Annotated in this window: 20 protein-coding genes and 1 pseudogene; 11 read left to right on the forward strand and 10 right to left on the reverse strand. The window is 68.7% G+C overall.

Translation table 11 applies throughout. The features are described 5' to 3' along the window. Nucleotides 1–9: 9 nt before the first annotated feature. Nucleotides 10–1,764 carry a patatin-like phospholipase family protein gene (locus ACE3PU_RS10135; RefSeq protein WP_374389318.1) on the reverse strand — a complete coding sequence of 585 codons (1,755 nt, stop codon included), beginning with the start codon at nt 1,762–1,764 and terminating at the stop codon, nt 10–12. 97 nt (nt 1,765–1,861) lie between these two features. On the opposite strand from ACE3PU_RS10135, the gene ACE3PU_RS10140 reads away from it, so the two are divergent. After that, complete coding sequence (locus ACE3PU_RS10140; RefSeq protein ID WP_374389320.1) at nt 1,862–2,584, forward strand: cytochrome c oxidase assembly protein; 723 nt, start codon at nt 1,862–1,864, stop codon at nt 2,582–2,584. Beyond that, nucleotides 2,581–3,300, forward strand: coding sequence for a cytochrome b (locus ACE3PU_RS10145; protein WP_374389322.1), 720 nt, complete (start codon nt 2,581–2,583; stop codon nt 3,298–3,300). The genes ACE3PU_RS10140 and ACE3PU_RS10145 overlap by 4 nt, the downstream gene beginning before the upstream one ends. Before the next feature lie 7 nt (nt 3,301–3,307). Here the strand turns inward: ACE3PU_RS10145 and ACE3PU_RS10150 are convergent. Next, nucleotides 3,308–3,769 (reverse strand): annotated as a pseudogene (locus ACE3PU_RS10150) (cytochrome c); the annotation flags it as partial. Between the two features lie 273 nt (nt 3,770–4,042). On the opposite strand from ACE3PU_RS10150, the gene ACE3PU_RS10155 reads away from it, so the two are divergent. Genes ACE3PU_RS10155 through ACE3PU_RS10170 form a run of 4 tightly spaced genes read left to right on the forward strand, consistent with a single transcriptional unit; the run spans nt 4,043 to nt 8,231 of the window. Beyond that, nucleotides 4,043–4,411, forward strand: coding sequence for a cytochrome c family protein (locus ACE3PU_RS10155; protein WP_374389324.1), 369 nt, complete (start codon nt 4,043–4,045; stop codon nt 4,409–4,411). Further along, on the forward strand, nt 4,401–5,378 hold the full coding sequence (gene coxB, locus ACE3PU_RS10160) for a cytochrome c oxidase subunit II (RefSeq protein WP_374389326.1): 978 nt from the start codon (nt 4,401–4,403) through the stop codon (nt 5,376–5,378). Before ACE3PU_RS10155 ends, coxB begins: the two co-directional genes overlap by 11 nt. Then, nucleotides 5,375–7,915, forward strand: coding sequence for a cbb3-type cytochrome c oxidase subunit I (locus tag ACE3PU_RS10165; RefSeq protein WP_374389328.1), 2,541 nt, complete (start codon nt 5,375–5,377; stop codon nt 7,913–7,915). The genes coxB and ACE3PU_RS10165 overlap by 4 nt, the downstream gene beginning before the upstream one ends. A 1-nt stretch (nt 7,916) precedes the next feature. Continuing rightward, nucleotides 7,917–8,231 (forward strand): hypothetical protein, encoded by a 315-nt coding sequence (locus tag ACE3PU_RS10170; protein ID WP_374389330.1) that lies wholly within the window; start codon nt 7,917–7,919, stop codon nt 8,229–8,231. Between the two features lie 73 nt (nt 8,232–8,304). On the opposite strand, the gene ACE3PU_RS10175 is transcribed toward ACE3PU_RS10170, so the two are convergent. Beyond that, nucleotides 8,305–9,102, reverse strand: a complete 798-nt coding sequence (locus tag ACE3PU_RS10175) for a PhoH family protein (RefSeq protein ID WP_374389447.1) — start codon at nt 9,100–9,102, stop codon at nt 8,305–8,307. A gap of 304 nt (nt 9,103–9,406) precedes the next feature. Between ACE3PU_RS10175 and ACE3PU_RS10180 the strand changes: the two genes are divergently transcribed. Continuing rightward, nucleotides 9,407–9,934 carry a gamma carbonic anhydrase family protein gene (locus ACE3PU_RS10180; RefSeq protein WP_374389332.1) on the forward strand — a complete coding sequence of 176 codons (528 nt, stop codon included), beginning with the start codon at nt 9,407–9,409 and terminating at the stop codon, nt 9,932–9,934. Between the two features lie 2 nt (nt 9,935–9,936). Here the strand turns inward: ACE3PU_RS10180 and ACE3PU_RS10185 are convergent, their stop codons facing one another. The 4 genes from ACE3PU_RS10185 to ACE3PU_RS10200 form a co-directional block, all read right to left on the reverse strand. Further along, entirely contained in the window at nt 9,937–10,866 is a 930-nt protein-coding gene (locus ACE3PU_RS10185; RefSeq protein ID WP_374389334.1) for a bifunctional riboflavin kinase/FAD synthetase, read from the reverse strand. Continuing rightward, nucleotides 10,866–11,327 carry a MaoC family dehydratase gene (locus ACE3PU_RS10190; protein ID WP_374389336.1) on the reverse strand — a complete coding sequence of 154 codons (462 nt, stop codon included), beginning with the start codon at nt 11,325–11,327 and terminating at the stop codon, nt 10,866–10,868. Before ACE3PU_RS10190 ends, ACE3PU_RS10185 begins: the two co-directional genes overlap by 1 nt. 38 nt (nt 11,328–11,365) lie before the next feature. Next, a complete protein-coding gene (locus tag ACE3PU_RS10195; RefSeq protein WP_374389338.1) occupies nt 11,366–12,235 on the reverse strand; it encodes a TIGR01459 family HAD-type hydrolase in 870 nt (289 codons plus the stop codon). Between the two features lie 91 nt (nt 12,236–12,326). Next, nucleotides 12,327–13,601 carry an EAL domain-containing protein gene (locus ACE3PU_RS10200; protein ID WP_374389340.1) on the reverse strand — a complete coding sequence of 425 codons (1,275 nt, stop codon included), beginning with the start codon at nt 13,599–13,601 and terminating at the stop codon, nt 12,327–12,329. Nucleotides 13,602–13,707: 106 nt separating this feature from the next. Between ACE3PU_RS10200 and ACE3PU_RS10205 the strand changes: the two genes are divergently transcribed. Together ACE3PU_RS10205 and ACE3PU_RS10210 are read left to right on the forward strand one after the other, a co-directional pair. Then, nucleotides 13,708–14,478 carry an SDR family NAD(P)-dependent oxidoreductase gene (locus tag ACE3PU_RS10205; RefSeq protein ID WP_374389342.1) on the forward strand — a complete coding sequence of 257 codons (771 nt, stop codon included), beginning with the start codon at nt 13,708–13,710 and terminating at the stop codon, nt 14,476–14,478. Further along, a complete protein-coding gene (locus tag ACE3PU_RS10210) occupies nt 14,468–15,412 on the forward strand; it encodes a lysophospholipid acyltransferase family protein (protein ID WP_374389344.1) in 945 nt (314 codons plus the stop codon). The genes ACE3PU_RS10205 and ACE3PU_RS10210 overlap by 11 nt, the downstream gene beginning before the upstream one ends. Here the strand turns inward: ACE3PU_RS10210 and ACE3PU_RS10215 are convergent. The 3 genes from ACE3PU_RS10215 to ACE3PU_RS10225 form a co-directional block, all read right to left on the reverse strand. Then, on the reverse strand, nt 15,361–15,864 hold the full coding sequence (locus ACE3PU_RS10215) for a response regulator (protein WP_374389346.1): 504 nt from the start codon (nt 15,862–15,864) through the stop codon (nt 15,361–15,363). The two genes, ACE3PU_RS10210 and ACE3PU_RS10215, sit on opposite strands and share 52 nt — an antisense overlap. A gap of 76 nt (nt 15,865–15,940) precedes the next feature. Continuing rightward, on the reverse strand, nt 15,941–16,141 hold the full coding sequence (locus ACE3PU_RS10220) for a DUF2093 domain-containing protein (protein ID WP_374389348.1): 201 nt from the start codon (nt 16,139–16,141) through the stop codon (nt 15,941–15,943). A 43-nt stretch (nt 16,142–16,184) separates the two neighbouring features. After that, a complete protein-coding gene (locus tag ACE3PU_RS10225; RefSeq protein ID WP_374389350.1) occupies nt 16,185–17,438 on the reverse strand; it encodes a cation:proton antiporter in 1,254 nt (417 codons plus the stop codon). 167 nt (nt 17,439–17,605) lie between these two features. Here ACE3PU_RS10225 and ACE3PU_RS10230 point away from each other — a divergent pair, with 167 nt between their 5' ends. After that, nucleotides 17,606–18,553: a mechanosensitive ion channel family protein gene (locus ACE3PU_RS10230; RefSeq protein ID WP_374389352.1), complete on the forward strand. Its 948-nt coding sequence runs from the start codon at nt 17,606–17,608 to the stop codon at nt 18,551–18,553. Next, complete coding sequence (locus ACE3PU_RS10235) at nt 18,553–19,569, forward strand: low specificity L-threonine aldolase (RefSeq protein WP_374389354.1); 1,017 nt, start codon at nt 18,553–18,555, stop codon at nt 19,567–19,569. Before ACE3PU_RS10230 ends, ACE3PU_RS10235 begins: the two co-directional genes overlap by 1 nt. The last annotated feature ends 32 nt before the right edge of the window (nt 19,570–19,601 follow it).

Raw genomic sequence — 19,601 nt, forward strand, 5'->3', positions numbered from 1 at the left:
GGATGGGCCTCACTCCGCGGCCTGGGTTTCGACCGGATCCGACTTGGCGCAGTGACGCAGGTCGGTCACCGGACACGGCAGGTCGGCCAGGGCCGCCCGCATCGCCGCGTGACCGGCCGCGACCGGCCCGTCGTAGACCTTCCAGTCGCGGATGTCCGAGCCGCCAGGATCGGGCAGGACCAGCACGTCGGCCTGACCGCGCGCCTCGCCCATCTCCGCGTCGGTGGTGATGGTGGCCGAGCGCATCAGGACCGAGACGATCGGCGGCCCGCGCTTCCACGCCCCCGACAGGATCCATCGCCACCAGGACGGCGGATTCTGCAGCGCCTCGGGATCGACGCCGCGCGTCTGGGACATGTCGACGCCGATGATCGGGCCGCTGTTCAGCTGGCGCATGACGCTGGTGGGGAAGTTCTTCAGCACCGCTCCGTCGACCAGCACCTGGCCGTCGATCACCACCGGCGGCATGACGCCGGGAATGGCGATGGAGGCGCGCATGGCGCGGCGCAGAAGGCCGGTGCGGTGCACCTCCAGCTTGCCCGAAGTCAGGTTCGAGGACACGGCGAAGAAGGGCAGGGGCATGTCGGCCATGTCGATGTCGCCATAGGCGTCTTCGAGGAGGCCCGCGACCTTACGGGCGCGGGTCATGGCGACCAGCGGAAAGGCCAGGTCCGACAGCGGATCGGACTGGACGAAGGCCTTGCGGATCTCGCGGTCCAGATGTTCGTCCGACCAGCCCAGAGCGGGCCCCGCGCCGACCACCGCCCCCATCGAGGCGCCGCCGACGAAGTCCAGCGGCACGCCGGCCTCATGCAGCGCCCGCACGGCGCCGATGTGGCAATAGGCGCGCGCGCCGCCGCCGGACAGCACCAGGCCGACGGACGTGCCGGTGACGACGCGCGCCATGCGCTCGGCGTCGGACGCCAGGCCCTCGACGCAGTGGAACCAGCGATCAGGGCGCACCGCGTCGATCCAGACGCGCGTATTGGCCGGCTGGGTCATGCGCGGATCGCGCAACAGGATCAGGTCGGTCAACTGGCGTCCGTCGCCGAAGCCGGCGCGGCGAGGCAGCTGGCTGGGCGGCGCCAGCAGGCCGCTGCCGACGACGAACAGCCGATCCACCTGGCGCGCGCACAGGGCCGCCCAGGCCGGCTGGTCCAGTTCGGCGACATAGAGGACGTAGTCGTGGTCGTCCTCGACCCGGTTGAACCATTCGGCGGCGGAGGCCAGGGCCGTCTGGTCGATCACCTTGCAGGTGAAGCCCATGGACTGGATGGCGGCGGCGATACGCTCGACAAAGGCGCGGATCGGTCGGGGCCGGGCGGCCACGAAGCCGAAGACGCTGGGCTCCGCCGCGCCGGCGGTGCGCTCGCGGGCCCGATGGATCATCAGGCGCGACAGCTCGACCATCAGATCGGGCTCGGAGCGGGCGGCCTCGAAGAAGGCCTCGCGCGGCAGGGCCAGGATTTCCGAATCGCGCAGGGCGACCACGCTGGCGGTGTGGGGCGTGCCGGCCAGCATGGCCATTTCGCCGACCGGCTCGCCCGCGCGCACGACGCCCAGGAACTGGGCCGGCTGGCTGTCGTCGACGCGAAAGACCCCCAGGCGGCCCGACCGAACCAGATACAGGGTGTCGGCCGGATCGCCCGCCCGGAACAGAGGCTCGCCCCCCGTCAGGGCGAACCAGCTGGCGCGATCGATCATCCGTCCCTCGAAGATGCGCGCGAGGGCGGCCTCCAGCGTGTCGGGGCGAAGCGAAGCCATGACGCCCATTAGGTCAGATTTCGTCGCGGTGCGACAACCCCTTGGCGTCTGAAGCGTTGCCTTCACTGGCGGACGCGACAAGAGCGGGGAAGACGGCATGGAACAGCGGGTCTGGACACCCTACTGCGGCACGGCGCCGGATCCCGGCGCGTGGTTGGGGCGGTGGAACCTGGACCCCATACTGCTGGCCGTCATGGCGGTCGCCTTCGTGATGCTGTGGCGCGTCACGGCGCGCGAGAGACAGGGCGCGCTGATCGGCGCCTTCGCCGTTCTGGCGGTGAGCTTCGTCTCTCCGCTGTGCGCGCTGAGTTCGGCGCTGTTCACGGCGCGGACGCTGCACCACCTGCTCCTGATCCTGGCCGCGGCGCCGCTTCTGGCCATCGCCTTGCCCGCTCCGCGAAAGGGCCGGATCGCGCTGGCGGCTGCGGTTCATGTCGTCGTGTTCTGGAGCTGGCATGCGCCCGGCGCCTACGCCGCCGCCCTGTCGAACGACGCCGTCTATTGGGCGATGCAGATCAGCCTGCTGGCCAGCGCGGTCTGGTTCTGGGCGGGCGTGAGGACGGCGTCGGCGCCATCGGCGATCGCCGCGCTGCTGGCCGTGATGCTGGGCATGGGCCTGCTTGGGGCGCTGATCGCCTTCGCCGGCCAGCCGATCTATGCGCCCCACTTCGCCACGACCCTGGCCTGGGGCCTGACGCCGCTGGAGGACCAGCAGGCGGCGGGGCTGATAATGTGGGCGCCGGCGGCGGCGGCCTATCTGGCCGTGGCGCTGTGGCGGATGGCGCGGCTGCTGTCTCCGACCGCCGAGGCGACGGCATGATCGAGAAACTGTTTCGCCAAGCGCTGGAATGGGCGGCGGGCCACCACGACGAGGGGCGCTATTCGCCCGTCGGCATCTGGTTTCACTGGGTCATGGCGGCGCTGGTGTTCTTCCAGCTGGGCTGGGGCTGGTGGATGGGCCGCCAGCCGGTCGGCGGGGCCATGGTCGCGGCCTATGACGTTCATTTCGCGGTCGGCGTCTTCATGCTGATCCTGGTGATCGGGCGATTGTCGTGGCGTCTTCTGGCGCCGAACCTGATCAACGACGCCGACAAGCCCGGCTGGGAGAGCGCGGCGGCGCATGTCACCCACTATGTCTTCTACATCTGCCTGTTCGGCCTGCCGCTGAGCGGATGGGCCATGGTCTCGGCGACCGATCGCACGCGCCAGCTGGAGGCGCTGGGCTTCATTCCCTGGCCGCTGCTGCCGCTGCAGAATCTGTCGAACAGTCAGCTATGGGCGATCGAGGCGGGCGCGGAGTGGATGCACTGGGGGCTGGTGATCACGCTGCTGCTGATGATCCCGATCCATGCGGGCGCGGCGCTCAAGCACCATCTGATCGATCGGGACGACGTGTTTCACGCGATGCTGCCGGTCGTGCCGCTGCGTCAACGGAAGCGGACCCGGTGGCAGCGGCGCTGGCGGGCGCTGGAGAAGCGGGTCGCGACGACAGCCAGAGCGCTATGGCGCGGGCTTCTTCGTCCGAAAGAGGTCTGACCGCGGCGGCCATGACGCCGCGCGGATCGTTGCGGCGTTCGCCCGCCTTCCAGCGCTCAATCTGCTCCAGCGTGTAGGCGGCTGGCTGGCCTGCGATCTGCGGATTGCCGCCGCGACCCGTCCCCTGGCCTTGGTCGCCGTGGCAGGCGGCGCAGGCGACGACGCCGCGCGAAGGATCGCCCCGGCTGTAGATCGCGGGCGCGGGCGAAGGGGAGACGGGCGAAGCGGCCGGGACCGGCAGGCTGGCGTAATAGGCCGCGACCGCGCGTCGGCCGTTCTGGTCCAGCCCCTTGGCCACGCGGGTCATCAGGTCATCCTGGCGCAGGCCGGAGGCGTAGTCTTCCATCTGCTTCTGCAGATAGCCGGCGTCCAGGCCCGCCAGGCGGGGCGCGGCGTTGCCGTCGCCCTGACCCTGCAAGCCGTGGCAGGCGAAGCAGGCGTTGGCCGCGCCGCCCGCGCCGCCGCTCATGGCGATGATCTGGCCGGTCTCGGTGAAGGCGCGGTCCGTGCGGCCGGGCGTCGCGTCGCAGGCCGCCGCGCCGACGACGGCCAGAAGGGACAGGGACGAGAGGATCGCGCGCACGACGTCCCAACCCGTCCTTATGGCGAAGGTTCCCCGAACACGGCGGAAAGGCGACGTGTCGCACGCGGGAACCCACGGCCACGCGAAGGGTTGGTCTGGTCAAGCTTTGGGGGCGGACATGCGGCTTTGGATCATCGGCGGAGAGACATGAGGCGGATCATGACCGTTTCGCTCGCACTCGCCTCCGCCCTTGTCCTGACCGGCTGCATCGACAAGGCGGACTTGCCGCGCCCGATCGTTCAGGGGGACGCGGCGCGCGGGCTGGAGACGATCCGCGACGTCGGCTGCGCCTCCTGCCACAAGATTCCCGGCGTGGCCTGGCCGGAAGGACGAACCGCCAGCGACCTGGCCGGATTCGGCGCCCGGCCGATGATAGCAGGACGTCTGCCCAACCAGCCCGACGTGCTGGTGCGCTGGCTGATCGACGCGCCGTCGCTGGATCCCGGCACAGGCATGCCGCCCATGCCCCTGACCCAAGCCCAAGCCCGCGACGTCGCGGCCTATCTGTATGAGCTCGATGACGACTGAACCCGCGCCCGGCCTGGCCGGCTGGCCCCCGCCCGTACTCGATCCGGCCGGTCCCTTCGCGGGACCGATCGAGGTCGTGGCCTGGGTCCTGTTCGTCATGGCGGCGGTGGTTCTGGCCGTGGTGCTGGTGGCGCTGGGCGTCGCTCTGTTCGGGCCGCGCAAATGGAAGCGACGGGTCGGCGGCGAGCGGCTGATCTGGATCGGCGGTCTGGCCTTTCCTGTCGTGGTGCTGTCCGGACTGCTGATCTACGGCCTGACGATCACTGCGCGCGTGGCGGACGAGCCTCGCCCCGGCGAGATGCGGGTTCGCGTCACCGGCGAGATGTGGTGGTGGCGCGTCGCCTATCTGGACGACCAGGGCCGCGAGGTGATCCAGGACGCCAACGAAGTGCATATCCCGGCGGGCCGGCCGGTGGTGTTCGAGCTGGAAAGCGCGGACGTGATTCACAGCTTCTGGGTCCCGCGCCTGGGGGGCAAGGTCGACATGATCCCCGGCCGGCGAAACTTCCTGCGGCTGCAGGCCGATGAGCCGGGCGCCTATGGCGGCCAGTGCGCTGAATATTGCGGCGGTCCGCACGCCCTGATGGGGCTGGTCGTCGTGGCGCACGATCCGCAGGCCTACGCCGCCTGGCGCGAGAAGCAGGCGCGGCCGGCGGCGGTCGTCGCCTCGCCGCAGACGGCGCTGGCGCTGGTCGATCAGGGCCGGGCGGTGTTCGCCGCCTCCGGATGCGCCGCCTGTCACACCATCCGCGGGACCGAGGCCAACGGCCTGGCCGGGCCGGACCTGACCCACGTCGGATCGCGCCAGACGCTGGGCGCCGGCATCCTGCCGAACAATCAGGGGACCATGGCCGGCTGGATCGCCGACAGCCAGGGCGTCAAGCCGGGGAACCGGATGCCCTCCTATCCTGTGCTGACCGGCCAGGACCTGCGCGCCGTCTCGGCCTACCTGGACAGCCTGAAATGAGTTCGGAAACCGGGTTCGATCCCGAGCTCTACAAGCGCTTTCCGACCCAGGAGGAGCGGCCCGAGGGGGAGCTGAAGCAGCTCGAGGACGTCTGGTGCGGACCGCGCAAGCCGTGGGAATGGATCACGGCGATCAACAACAACTACATCGGCGTCTATTACGTCGGTGCGGCCATGCTGTTCTTCGTGCTGGCGGGCGTGCTGGCGCTGCTGATGCGGACGCAGCTGGCGCTGCCGCTCAACGGCTTCCTGCCGCAGGAGACCTACAACCAGATCTTCACCATGCACGGCACGGTGATGATGTTCCTGTTCGCCGTGCCGGCGGTCGAGGCGCTGGGCGTGCTGCTGCTGCCCCAGATGCTGGGCGCGCGCGACCTGCCGTTCCCCCGGCTGAGCGCCTACGCCTTCTGGGCCTATCTGGTCGGCGGACTGGCCTTCTTCTGTTCGCTGTTCTTCGGCCTGGCGCCGAACGGCGGCTGGTTCATGTATCCGCCGCTGACGTCGACGACCTATTCGCCAGGGATCAACGCCGACTTCTGGCTGCTGGGCATCGGCTTCATCGAGATTTCGGCCATCGCCGGCGCGATCGAGATCATCGTCGGCGTGCTGAAGACCCGCGCGCCGGGCATGACGCTGGACAAGCTGCCGATCTTCGCCTGGGCCATGCTGATCTTCGCCTGCATGATCATCATCGCCTTTCCGGCGGTCATCCTGTCGACCCTGCTGCTGGAGCTGGAGCGGGCGCTGGACTGGCCCTTCTTCGATGCGGCGCGGGGCGGCGACCCGGTGCTGTGGCAGCACCTGTTCTGGTTCTTCGGCCACCCAGAGGTCTACATCATCTTCCTGCCGGCGGCGGGCGCCATGTCGACCATCATCCCGGTCGTGGCGCAGGCCCGACTGGTCGGCCACCGCCTGGTGGTCATGGCCATGCTGGCGACGGGCTTCATCAGCTTCGGCGTCTGGGCCCACCACATGTTCACGACCGGGATGCCGCGCATCTCGACCAACTATTTCAGCGCCGCGTCCATGGCCGTCAGCGTGCCGGCGGGGGTGCAGGTCTTCGCCTGGATCGCGACGCTGGCGGCGGGGAAGATGCGGTTCAACACGCCGGGCCTGTTCGCCGTAGGCGGTCTGGTCATCTTCGTGATGGGCGGGCTGACCGGGGTGATGGTGGCCATGGTGCCGTTCGACTGGCAGGCTCACGACAGCTACTTCATCGTCGCCCACCTGCACTACGTCCTGATCGGGGGCATGGTCTTCCCGCTGTTCGCGGCGATCTACTACTGGCTGCCCATGTCCAGCGCCCGCCCGCTGAGCGAGCGGTGGGGCCGCTGGATCTTCTGGCTGATGTTCGCCGGTCACAACATCACCTTCCTGCCGATGCACCTGACCGGGCTGATGGGCATGCCCAGACGGGTCTACACCTATCTGCCGGACCGGGGCTGGGAGCTGCTCAACGTCATTTCGACGGTCGGCTCGTTCATGTTCGGCCTGGCGGTCCTGCTGTGGATCGTCGACATGCTGCGCAACTTCCGGCCCTTCAGCCCGCGAGAAGCCGGCAATGTGTTCAACGGCCCGGGTCTGGAGTGGCTGCCCAACGGCCTCTATTCCCTGCGGTCCATACCGGTGGTGAAGAGCCTGTATCCGGGCTGGGACCAGCCCGACCTGGGACGGGACGTCGCGGCCGGCCGATACTTCCTGCCCGGTGCGCCCCGCGGCGAGCGGGAGACGATCGTCACCAGCCCCCTGAACGCCGAGCCGCAGTATCTTCAGCGCATGCCCAGACCCTCGAGCTGGCACGTCTGGGGGGCGATCTTCACGGCGGGGTTCTTCCTGATCCTGACCGTCCAGGCCTATGCGGCGGCGGTGATCAGCGGTTTGCTGGCCGTCTATTGCATCATCAAATGGTGCTGGAACCTGGATCGGCCCATGCCGCAGGCGACGATCGACATCGGCGGCGGCGTGCGCGTCCCCACCTATGTGTCGGGCCAGACCAGCCACGGGTGGTGGGCCATGGTCATCACCCTGATCGTCGCGGGCATGGTCTGCCTGCTGGCCGGCTTCGCCTACGTCTTCCTGTGGAGCCGGCGGCCGGACCTGTGGATCGCCCCGCCGGACATGGCCACGCTGGTTCAGGCCCTGGTGCTGCTGGCGGCGGCGGGCGCCGCCGCCCTGGCCGCACCGCCCGCGCTGAGGCTCGATCGGCCGCGAAGCGCCGCCATTTCCGCCCTGCTGCTGCTGGTCGCCTGCGTCGCCTTGGCCTGGGCCAGCTGGATCGACATCTCGGCCTGGATTCGCGCGGGCCTGGATCCCAAGGCGACAGGGCAGGGGGCCACGGTCTTCGCCCTGATGAGCTGGCAGGCGCTGTTCGCGGGCATCACCCTGATCATGGGCCCGTTCGCGGTGCTGCGCTGGCTGTTCGGCCTGGCGTCCGCCGGCCGGTCCGCGACGTTCGAGCTGATCAGTCTGTTTCTCGCCTTCACGACGGCGCAGGGCGTGTTCGTCCTGCTGCTGACGCGTCTTTTCCCGGGAGGTTGAGATGCGTCGCTGGCTGCTGATGACCGGCGGGTTGCTGATCTGGGCCGCCCACTTCATGGGGGTCTATGCGATCTCCAGCCTGGGCGACGTGGTGCAGACGGCCGATGCGCCGGGCTGGCGCATGGCGGCGCTGGGGTTCAGCGCGGCGTGTGCGGCCGCGGCGGGCGTGTTCCTGGTCTGGGTCGCACGCAAGGCGAAAACGACGCCGGCCGAGGGGCTGGCGCCGTTCGTCGTGAGCGTAGGCTTCCTTGGCGGCCTGGTCGCCCTGATCGGGGTGATCTGGCAGGCGTTGCCGACGGTGATCGGCGCGGCCTGATGCGGTCCAGGCGATGGCGTGGGGGCCTGATCGCCCGGCGTTGTCTATCGCCGGGCGAAAGACGGGAAAGGCCCTAGAGCACGCCGATCATCGAGGCGACCAGGGGGTGGCGGACGATGTCGCGTTCAGCCAGGTGAACCACGGCGATGTCGTCCACGGCCTCGAGCCGCGCCGAGATGTCGGCCAGGCCGGAGATGCCCGGCAGCAGGTCGGACTGCTGCGGGTCGCCGGTGACCACCATGGTCGAGTGCCAGCCCAGCCGCGTCAGCAGCATCTTCAACTGGACGTAGGTGCAATTCTGCGCCTCGTCGACGACAATGAAGGCGTTGTTCAGGGTGCGGCCGCGCATATAGCCGACGGGCGCGATCTCGATCAGGCCCTCGGCCATCAGGGCCTTGACCCGCTTCATGCTGAGGCGGTCGGACAGGGCGTCGTAGAGGGGCCGCAGATAGGGGGCCAGCTTGTCCTCCATGTCGCCGGGCAGGAAGCCGATCGACTCCCCGGCCTCGACGGCGGGGCGACTCAGAACGATGCGGCCGACCTTGCCGGCCTCCAGCGCCTCGACCGCCTTGGCGACGGCCAGATAGGTCTTGCCGGTGCCGGCCGGGCCCAGCGCCATGATCAGGTTGTGGTGGTCGATCGCCGTCATCAGTTCGGCCTGACCGTCCGACTTGGGCTTGAGCGTCTTCAGGTAGCCCTGGTCGCGGTCGTCGTTGGACGGATAGGGCGACCATCCGCCCCGGTCCGAGCGACTCTCATGCGCATGGAGCCGCCGAACCTTCGATTCCTCCATGAATTCCCGCGAATCGAGGATCCCGTGTTCACGGGTCTGACGCTTCATTGCCGCACGCTTGGTCATGGACGCCTCCAGGGCATGAAAAAAGGCGGACCCGCGTGGGCGCCGCCTTGGGTGGACTTGGGGAGGAAGAAGTCGAAGCCTGCCGAGTGGCCGCCCGGATCGACAGCGGGGCCGTCCGCAACGGGAATGTCCCGCCGCCTGACCGCCGCACCCGGATCCCAACGCGCCACGCGAAGCTCCGTCACTGACCGGACCGGGCTTGATCCGGCTTCGGATTCGGGGCCGATATGTCGGTCTCGAATCGCATCAACACTGTGATGCTAACGTGGTTTCCAAACGCTTAAAGCGTTCTTTTTCGAAGATGATCGGTGTTCGGATGACTGTTTACGCGCTTGACGACAAAGGTCCTCAGCTTCCGCCGGAAGGCGAATACTGGATCGCGCCGAATGCTGTGGTGGTAGGGAACGTGATTCTGCATCGCGAATCCAGCGTCTGGTTCGGCGCCGTGCTGCGCGGGGACAATGAGCCGATCACCATCGGCGAGCAGTCGAACGTTCAGGATGGGGCGGTGCTGCACACCGATCCAGGCTCGCCGCTGACCTTGGGGCGCGGGGTGACGGTGGGGCACCAGGCGATGCTGCACGGGTGCGAGGTCGGCGACTACAGCCTGATCGGGATCGGCGCGGTGGTGCTGAACGGGGTGAAGATCGGCAAGAATTGCATCATCGGCGCCAACGCCCTGATCACCGAGGGCAAGGTCATCCCCGACAACAGTTTGGTCGTGGGCCAGCCGGGCAAGGTGGTGCGCGAGCGCGATCCCGAGCATGTGGCGGTGCTGAAGATGTCGGCGGACCACTATGTGGCGAACTGGAAGCGCTATGCGGCGGGGTTGCGGCCCCTCTGAATTCAGGCGGAGAGAACAGCCCGCGCCGCCGCCGCGTCCCGCTCGATCTGGTCCTTCAGGGCGTCCAGGCCGTCGAAGGTCTGTTCGCCGCGCAGCCAGGCGATCAGTTGGACGTCCAGCGCCTGACCGTACAGGTCGCCGTCGAAATCGAACAGCCAGGCCTCCAGCAGCGGGGTCTCGAGCGCATACATGGGCCGCACGCCCAGGCTGGCGACGCCGTCGCACATGCGCCCGTCCGGCAGCCGCGCCCGGATCGCATAGACGCCGTAGGCGGGGCGCATGTAGTCGCCCAGATCGATATTGGCGGTCGGCACGCCGATGGTTCGACCGCGCTTGTCGCCGTGGATCACATCGCCGCGGATGGCGAAGGGGCGGCCCAGGATGGCGGCGGCGCGGTCCATGTCGCCGGCCTTCAACGCCTCGCGCACGGCGCTGGACGACAGCTTCAGCCCGTCGGTGTCGTCGATCCGCCCGGCCACGGAAACGGTGAAGCCCAGCCGTTCGCCATAGGTCCGAAGCGCATCGGGCGAGCCGGAGCGGCCCTTGCCGAAGGTGAAGTCGAAGCCGACGGCGGCGTGGCGCACGCCCAGACCTTTGGCCAGCACCTGTTCGGCGAAACCGGCGTCGCTCATGCCCGCCATCTCTCCGTCGAAGGGCAGGAGGTAGAGGATGTCGACGCCCAGCGGCGCCAGGGCCTGGGCCATCTGGTCGGCCGTCATCAGGCGGAAAGGGGCCGCGTCGGGCTGGAACCAGCGGCGGGGGTGCGGATCGAAACTGACCACGCCCAGCGGAACGCCCAGTCGTTCGGAGGCTGCCCTGGCCTCGGCGATCACCGCCTGATGGCCCCGGTGCACGCCGTCGAAGGCGCCGACCGCCACCGCCGCGCCCCGGTCGGCGTCGGACAGTCCGCGCCAGTCCCGGACGATCCGCATCAGCGGGCGGAGGGCTTGCGCCGACGCGGCACGCGGACGACCGCGACGCCGTCCATGATCAGGACGCCGTTGACGAAGCCCTCGCAGCTCAGCTTCACGCGGGCGGCTTCCGGCTCGATCTCGATGACGGTGATCAGGATGCGGACCTCGTCGTCGATCCGCACGGGCTGGTGGAAGGCCAGGGTCTGGGAAATGTAGATCGACCCGGCGCCCGGCAGGATGGTGCCCACCACCGCCGAGCCGAACGAGGCGCTGAGCAGGCCATGCGCGATCCGCCCGCGATAGGCGGTCTTTGACGCGAACGCCTCGTCCAGATGGACCGGGTTGAAGTCGTCCGAGGCCTCGGCGAACAGCTGGATTCGCTGCTCCGTCGCCACCACGATCTTCTCGGCGGCCATGCCGACGTGAAGTTCATCCAGGATATAGCCCCCGGACGGATGCTGCTGAACCAGTTCGACCATCGGAGGGCTTTAGCGGGGGTGCGACGAAATGGCGAGCCTCACCACGCCAGTTCCAGCGCGGCGTAGCGGGCATAGGTGGTTTCCGCCTTCAGCAGGTCGGCGGCGCGAGCGGGATCCAGCGTCCCGTCGGGACCCTTGGCCTGGTCGCCATGGATGCCCTGGGCGATGAACAGGCAGTCCAGGCCCTGGCCATTCGCGCCCATGACGTCGGTGACGACGCCGTCGCCGATGCACAGCACCCGGGAACGGTCGACCGGGCGGCCCAGCAGCGTTTCGGCCTCCTTCAAGGCCAGGTCATAGATCGGGCCGTAGGGCTTTCCGGCCATGGTCACCCGGCCGCCCAGCGATTCGTAGAGGTCGGCCAGGGCGCCGCCGCAGTAGATCAGCTTGTCGCCGCGCTGCACGACGCGGTCGGGGTTGGCGCAGATCAGCTCCAGGCCGCGCGCGGCGCCGGCGGCGAAGCGCGCACGATAATCCTCGGGCGTTTCGGTCTCGTCGTCCTCGGGACCGGTGACGGAGATGAAGGCGGCGTCCTCGGCGCCGGCGGCGTGCTCAAGGCCCAGGTCGGCGTACAGCGTCGCGTCGCGGTCGGGGCCGATGATCCAGGCGGGACCGGGCGCGCGCTTGGTCAGTTCGGCGCGGGTGGCGTCGCCGGAGGTGACGAAGGCCTTCCAGGCCTCGCGCGGCACGCCCAGGCCGTCCAGCTGGGCGATCACATCCCTGGCCGGACGGGGCGAGTTGGAGATCAGGACGACGTGGCCGCCCTCGCGATTGAACCGGGCCAGCGCCTCGCACGGGCCGGGCCAGCTTTCGCGCCCGTTGTGGATCACCCCCCACACGTCGCAGAGCAGGATGTCGTAGTCGCCGGCGACGGCGCCGAGGTGGGGCAGGGCGTGGGGGAGGGTCATGCGGGAGGTCTTAGCCGGTCTCTCGAAGAGGGAGAAGGCCGGCCGCTCGTCTGCATTTGTCGGTCACTCCGGGGAGCGCAGCCAGATGGCGTCAGTGGAAGCGGCGACGCTGTTCCGCGCTGCGCAGGGTGGAGCGCAGGAATTCGGCCGGGGGGTCCGTCTCGGCCAGCACCTGTTCCTTGATGGCGCGCGGCTCGCCGAACAGATGGCCCTGGCCCATGGCGACGTCCAGTTCGAGGATGTCGACCACCTGGCGCTCGTTCTCGACCTTCTCGGCGATCACCTCGACGCCATAACGGCGGGTCAGGGCGGCGAAGTCGGCGGCCTGGATATCGGGCATGGAGCGCAGCGGGGCGCCGCCGTCGAGATCCAGAAGCTGCTCGATCAGCAGATCGGCCGAGACCTTGATGAACTTTACGTCCGAGCGCTGCAGGTCGGCGAAGTCGAGGTCCAGCGTCTGGACCTTGTCCAGCGAGAAGCGGAAGCCCAGGTCGGCCAGCTTGGCCATGTTTCGCGCCTCGACGGCGCCGCGCGCATCGAAGGTCGCCTGCCCCAGCTCGAAGATCAGAGCCTGGTTCAGGTCGCGGTTCTCGCTGAGGAAGTCCAGGAACTTGGGGAAGAAGGCGTCGTCGCCCAGGCTAGTCAGGGCCACGTTGCAGAAGACGCCGACCTTGCGGTCCTGACGGGCCAGACGGCGGACGATCTGGGCGCAACGGAACAGCAGCAGATTGTCGATGGCGGGGACCAGGCCTTCGCCTTCGGCGATCGACAGATATTCGGCCGGCATCATGACGCGGTCCGAGGCGTCACGCAGCCGGGTGAAGCTTTCGTAGAAGATGGTCCGGCGCTGGGGCAGGGAGACGACCGGCTGAAGGTACAGGTCGACGCGGTTCTCGCTGAGCGCCTCATGGATGGTGTGCAGCAGCAGGCTGGACTGGGCGTGGCGCCGGCCCTCGAACGTGTCCAGGCCGAGCGTGGGGGCGGCGGCCAGGCGCTGGTCGATGCTTTCGCTCATCTGCTGGACCAGGCCTTCCAGCATGCGGACCTCGCCGGTCAGCTGGTCCGCGCCGGCCAGAGCGCCGGTCTCGATGGCCTCGGCCAGTTCGGTCAGGGCGCCTTGCGTCGACTCCATCGCGTCGGCCAGCAGGCGGTGCGCCTCGCGGACCTGGGCGATCTCCTTCTTCAGCGCGCGCCGCGCGGCCGCGCCGGTGACGATGCCGTGAAAGGCGCCCAGCAGGCCCAGCGCGCCCAGGGCGCCGGCGACGCCCGCGCCGATCCCCAGTCCGGCGCGCCACAGGAAGGCGCCCACGGTCATGCCGAGGAACAGATAGGCGAAATAGAGGAAGCCCGTGGTGATGTTGCGCATCGTGGCGCTTGTCGCTCCCGGATGGAATCGCCCGAGTATCGGGGTATCAAGAGCATTCGGCTAGAGCGGTGCGGGAAATATCCCCGCCGGAAACAAGGGGAAGCGCATGGAACTGTTCAATCTGACCGGCAAGGTCGCCGTCATCACCGGCTCGTCACGCGGCATCGGCAAGGCGATCGCCGAACGCCTGGCCGAACATGGGGCGAAGGTCGTCATCTCCTCGCGCAAGGCTGGGCCGTGCGACGAGGTCGCCGCCGAGATCAACGGGCGGTATGGCGAAGGGCGGGCCATCGCGGTTCCCGCCAACATCGCTTCCAAGGAGGAGCTTCAGCGGCTGGTCGACGAGACGAACGCGGCGTTCGGAAGGATCGACATCCTGGTCTGCAACGCGGCCACCAATCCCTACGCCGGGCCGATGGCGGGGATCGCCGACGAACAGTTCGAGAAGATTCTCCAGAACAACGTCATCTCCAACCACTGGCTGATCCAGATGGTCGCGCCGCAGATGCTGGAGCGGAAGGACGGGTCGATCCTGATCATCTCCTCGATCGGCGGGCTGCGGGGCAACGGCCTGATCGGCGCCTACAACATCTCCAAGGCGGCGGACATGCAGCTGGCGCGCAATCTGGCGGTCGAATACGGCCCCTCGAACGTGCGCGTGAACTGCATCGCGCCCGGCCTGGTGAAGACCGACTTCGCCAAATACCTGTGGGAGAACCCCGAGCTGCTGAAGACGGTCACCGAGCCCGCGCCGCTGAAAAGGATCGGCCAGCCCGATGAAATCGCGGGCACGGCGGTCTATCTGTGCAGCCCTGCGTCGGCCTATGTGACCGGCCAGACCCTGGTGGTGGACGGCGGACTGACGATTGCCTGGTAAGGAAACCGAATGGCGGCAGGACGTCGTCTGGCGGCTGGAGGCTCTGGCCTTTCGGTCGCTGTTCGCCTTCCTGCGCCTGCTGGGCGTGGAGCGGGCGTCGGCCCTGGGCGGCTGGCTGCTGAAGACGCTGGGCCCGATGACCGGCACCCAGAAGACGGTGATGCGCAATCTGCGGATCGCCTTTCCCGACATGCCGCAGGCCGAGCGCGATCAACTGGCGCTGGACCAGTGGGACCAGACGGGCCGCACCTTCGCCGAGCTGGCGGTGATGGACCGGCTGACGCCCGAGGGCGGGCGGGTCGAGGTGGTCGGCATGGAGCGTCTGCACGCCATCCGCGACAGCGGGCGGCCGGCGGTGCTGATCTCGGGCCACCTGGCCAATTTCGAGGTGATGGCGGCGGTCATCATGGCCTCGGGCGTGCCGTGCCAGGTGACCTATCGCGCGGCGAACAATCCGTACGTCGACGCTCTGATCCGGGAGAGCCGGGAACGCTATGGCATTCGGCTGTTCGCGCCCAAGGGCGACGGCACGCGTGAGCTGATGGCGGGGATGAAGCGGGGCGACTCCATCGCCCTGCTGGTCGACCAGAAGTACAATCAGGGCCCCGAGGTGGAGTTCTTCGGTCAGCCGGTCAACGCTTCGCCCGGCGCCGCGCGGCTGGCGCTGAAGTTCGGCACGATCATGCAGCCGCTGTCGGTGACCCGCCTGCCCGGCGTGCGGTTCCGGGTGACGGCGCACGAGCCGATCGTGGTCGGCGAGAGCGAGGACAAGGCCGCCGATGTGCTGGCCGGAATCCAAGCCGCGAACAGCTTCGTCGAGGAACGGGTGCGCGAGCGTCCGGTCGACTGGTTCTGGGTCCACAAGCGGTGGCCCGACAAGGTCTATGCGGCGCTGGATCGCCCGTCGGCGGAACGCCTGAAGGGCCCGGCGTAGCCTTCGATTTCCCGCCGGCGCCGGCAGGGGCCGAAGTAGGTGTCGGTCTTCACGAAGGCGCGCGGCTTGAAGACCACGGCCTCGATCCGGTCCAGCACCGCCTTGGCCGTGATCGGCTTGACGACGAATTCGGTGACGCCGGCGTCGCGCGCCTCGGTGACGCGCTTTTTCTCGGAATGCCCCGTCATCATGATGATGGGCAGATAGACGTTCGGGCTGTCGGCGCTGTTGCGGACCAGCCGGGTGAAGCCGACGCCGTCCAGCGGAAACATGTTGAAGTCGACGATCGCCAGATCGATCGGATGCTGGCGCAGAATCTCGAAGGCGGCGGCGCCGTCGGACGCCTCGCGAACGGTGCGGATGTTGGCGGAATACAGGACGGCGGCCGCAATGGCCCGCATGTGCTGGTTGTCATCGACCAGCAGGACGTTGAGCGACTGGAGGGCGGTCATGGGAGGCTCGGCTGAGAGAGCGTTGTTTCTGGCGCGAAACGATTGAAGATCGGTGTTCAAGCTTCGCCGTAAAGGGTCAGTCGACGTCGCCCAGGCGGGTGATGAATTCGGCCGGGCTCCAGTAGGCTTCCTGCCGCGTCGGGCTCCAGTAGCGCAGCACCTCCAGCGGGATGGCGCGCTCGCTGACGGCGCAGCGGACAAACCGCCCCGGCTTCAGCACGGCGAATTCGCCGTCGCCGTAGTGAAGGGTCGCCTGTTCGGATGCGGGGGTGTCCATCGCCTGGACGATACCGCCGCCGCCGCAGGCTGCAAGAGGCGGCTCAGGACAGCGGGCTGACCGCGTCGGTCGCCGGACCGTCGGCGGCGGCGGGTTCGGCCGTTCCCTTCGGCGGGCGCGGCTTGCCGCCGAGACGGTCGGTCAGCTTGAACACGAACGGGTTCAGCGAGATCGACAGCAGGGCGGCGGCCAGGATCAGGTCGTGGGTCTCGCGGCTCATGGCGCCCATGCTGACGCCCAGGGCGGCCAGGATGAAGGAGAACTCGCCGATCTGGGCCAGGCTGGCGGCGACGGTGAAGCCGGTGGTGCGGTCCAGGCCGAACTGCTTGGTGATGGCCAGGGCGGCCACCGACTTGCCGACGATGATGATGGCCAGCACGCCCAGCACGGCCCAGGGCTCGCGCACCAGGATCATCGGGTCGAACAGCATGCCGACCGAGACGAAGAACAGCACGGCGAAGGCGTCGCGGAGCGGCAGGGAGCGTTCGGCCGCGTTGTGGCCCAGCGGCGAGGCGTTCATCACCAGGCCGGCCAGGAAGGCGCCCAGCGCGAAGGAATGGAACAGGAAATAGGCCACCCAGGCGATGCCCAGGGCGATGGCCAGCACGCCGAGGGTGAACAGCTCGCGCGACTTGGTGTGGGCGATGCGGATGAGCAGCCACGGCATGACCCGCCCCCCCACCAGCAGCATGCCGGCCACGAATAGCGCCACCTTCAGCAAGGTCCAGCCGACGTTCACGCCCAGGCTGCCCAGGTCCATCGGCGTGCCGGCCGGGACGACGAGCATCGGCAACATGACCAGGGCGATGACGATGACCAGATCCTCGACGATCAGCCAGCCGACGGCGATCCGGCCGATCTCGCCCTTGACCTGCTTGCGCTCCTCCAGCGCGCGCAGCAGCACGACGGTGGAGGCGACCGAGAGGGCGAAGCCCATCAGCAGGGCCTCGACATCCGTCAACCTGAGCACGAAGCGGCCCAAAGCCCAGCCCAGCACGGTCGCGACGCCGATCTGGGCCAGCGCACCGGGCACGGCGACCTTGCGGACCTGCATGAGGTCCTTGGGCGAGAAATGGAGGCCGACGCCGAACATCAGCAGGATTACGCCGATCTCGGCCAGCTGGGGCGCCAGTTCGGTGTCGGCCACGAATCCGGCGGTGTAGGGGCCGACCAGGACGCCGGCGACCAGATAGCCGACCAGGGGCGAAAGTTTCAGGCGATGCGCCAACATGCCGAACACGAAGGCGAGGACGAAGCCACCGACAAGAGTGAGTATCAGGCTGTCGGCATGCGGCATCGGCGCTCCTGTCAGGGCAATAGGGTCGGCTTCGAGAATATCTGCAGTTGGTGATGGCCGGCCGATTCGACAAGGCGGCGTGGTGTCGCGTCACGGCGTCGCTTGCGCGAGGGCGGAAATTCTCCGTGCGGGGTTCCAATCGCCAGCGGAGGCGTTAGACCCGCCGCATGTCAAACGCCACGCCCATAGCCGAAGCGGTGGCGACCGGCCGCCAGGCGGTCGCCGTCGACGCCGCCCTGATCGCCAAGATCATCGACCTGGCCGGCGACTTCGCCATAAATCTGAGCATCGCGGCGCTGATCTTCGTCGTGACCCTGTTCGCGGCGAAGTGGGCGTCGCGGGCCGCGAGGAATACGCTTTCGCGGGTGCGCGGCTTCCGCCACGACCCGACCGTCCTGAGCTTCGCGGTGCAGGTGGTGCGGGTGGTGGTCATCATCATCGGCATGATCGCCGTGCTGCAGCGGCTGGGCGTGCAGACCACCTCCATCATCGCCGTGCTGGGGGCCGCCTCCCTGGCCGTGGGCCTGGCGCTGCAGGGCACGCTGTCGAACGTGGCGTCCGGCATCATGCTGCTGGTGCTGCGGCCCTATCGCGTCGGCGACGTGGTCGACGTCGGCGGCATGGCGGGCACGGTGCAGCGGCTGGACCTGTTCACGACCCAGTTGTCGAACGCCAACAACCACAAGATCGTCATTCCCAACTCGAAGGTGCTCAGCGACCCGCTGACCAATCTGACCGGCCAGCATACGCGGCGGATCGAGATCAATTTCGGCGTCGGCTACGGCGATGACCTGAGCCAGGCGCGGTCCGTTCTGGCCGCGATGGCCGAAGCGCATGAGAAGGTGCTGCACGACCCCACCCCCTGGACCGGCGTGACCGGGCTGCTGGACAGTTCGGTGCAGGTGACGCTGCACGCCTGGGTCAAGGTCGAGGACTGGTGGCAGACGCAGGCGGACCTGATGCAGGGCGGCAAGGAAGCCCTGGACGCCGCGGGGATCGAGATCCCGTTCCCGCACCAGGTCGCCGTGCCGTATGGCGACGAGGACGTGATGCCGGTGGTGCGCGTCCGCACCGTCGAAGACGACAGTAGCGACCTAAAGGCGGAGCGGAGCTGATGCGTTACGATTTCGGTTCCGACAACACCGCCGGCATGGCGCCGAGCGCGGTGGACGGTCTGGTCCGGGCCAATGAAGGCTTCGCGAGCGCCTATGGATCCGACGAGATCACCGCGCGGGCCGCGGACCAGATCCGCCAGCGGCTGGACGCTGACGCCGACATCCGGTTTGTCTTCAGCGGCACGGCGGCGAACGCCATCGCCTTGTCGATGCTGGCCCTTCCGTTCGAGGCCGTGCTGGCCCACAACGCCGCCCACGTCTGCACCGACGAGACCGGCGCGCCGGGCTTCTTCGGCCAGGGCGTGGGTCTGATCGGGCTGCCGGGCTTTTCCGGCAAGATCGACCCGCTGGCGCTGAAGGCGCAGCTGGACGAGCCGGAGGTGGGGCACCGCCAGCCGCCCGCCGCGCTCAGCCTGACGCAGGCGACGGAATACGGCGCGGTCTATTCCGAAGAGGAGCTTCGCCACCTGATCGAGCCGGTCAAGGCGCTGGGTTACGGCGTGCACCTGGACGGCGCTCGGCTGGCCAACGCCTCGGCGGCGGGGTTCGACCTGAAGGACATCCCGCGACTGGGCGTGGACGTGCTGGTGTTCGGCGGGGCCAAGGCCGGGGCGAACTGCGCCGAGGCCATCGTCCTGTTCGACAAGACGCTGGCGCGTCGGCTGGACAACCGGCTGAAGCAGGCCGGGCAGACGGCGTCCAAGGCGCGTCTGCTGGCCGGACCGATGCTGGGCCTGCTGGAAAGCGGGGATTGGGAGGCGGGCGGGGCCCACGCCAACCTGATGGCGCAGCGGCTGGCCGAAGGCATCGCGTCGCGCTCGCGCTTCGTCCTGGCCCATCCCGTCGACGCCAACGCCGTGTTCGTGCGCATGCCGGCCGAGGCCCATGCGCGCCTGCAAGCCCTGGGCTGGGCCTGTTATGCGTTCCACGACGGCTCCGTGCGTTTCGTCTGTTCCTGGGCGACCAAGGCGGAAGCGGTGGATGAATTGATCGCCGTCATCGCCGGGCTGGAATAGGCCTTTCCGCCGCCGCATCGCTCGCCCATATG

Origin of the sequence: Brevundimonas sp. (assembly GCF_041911375.1) — a bacterium.
GTDB lineage: Bacteria > Pseudomonadota > Alphaproteobacteria > Caulobacterales > Caulobacteraceae > Brevundimonas.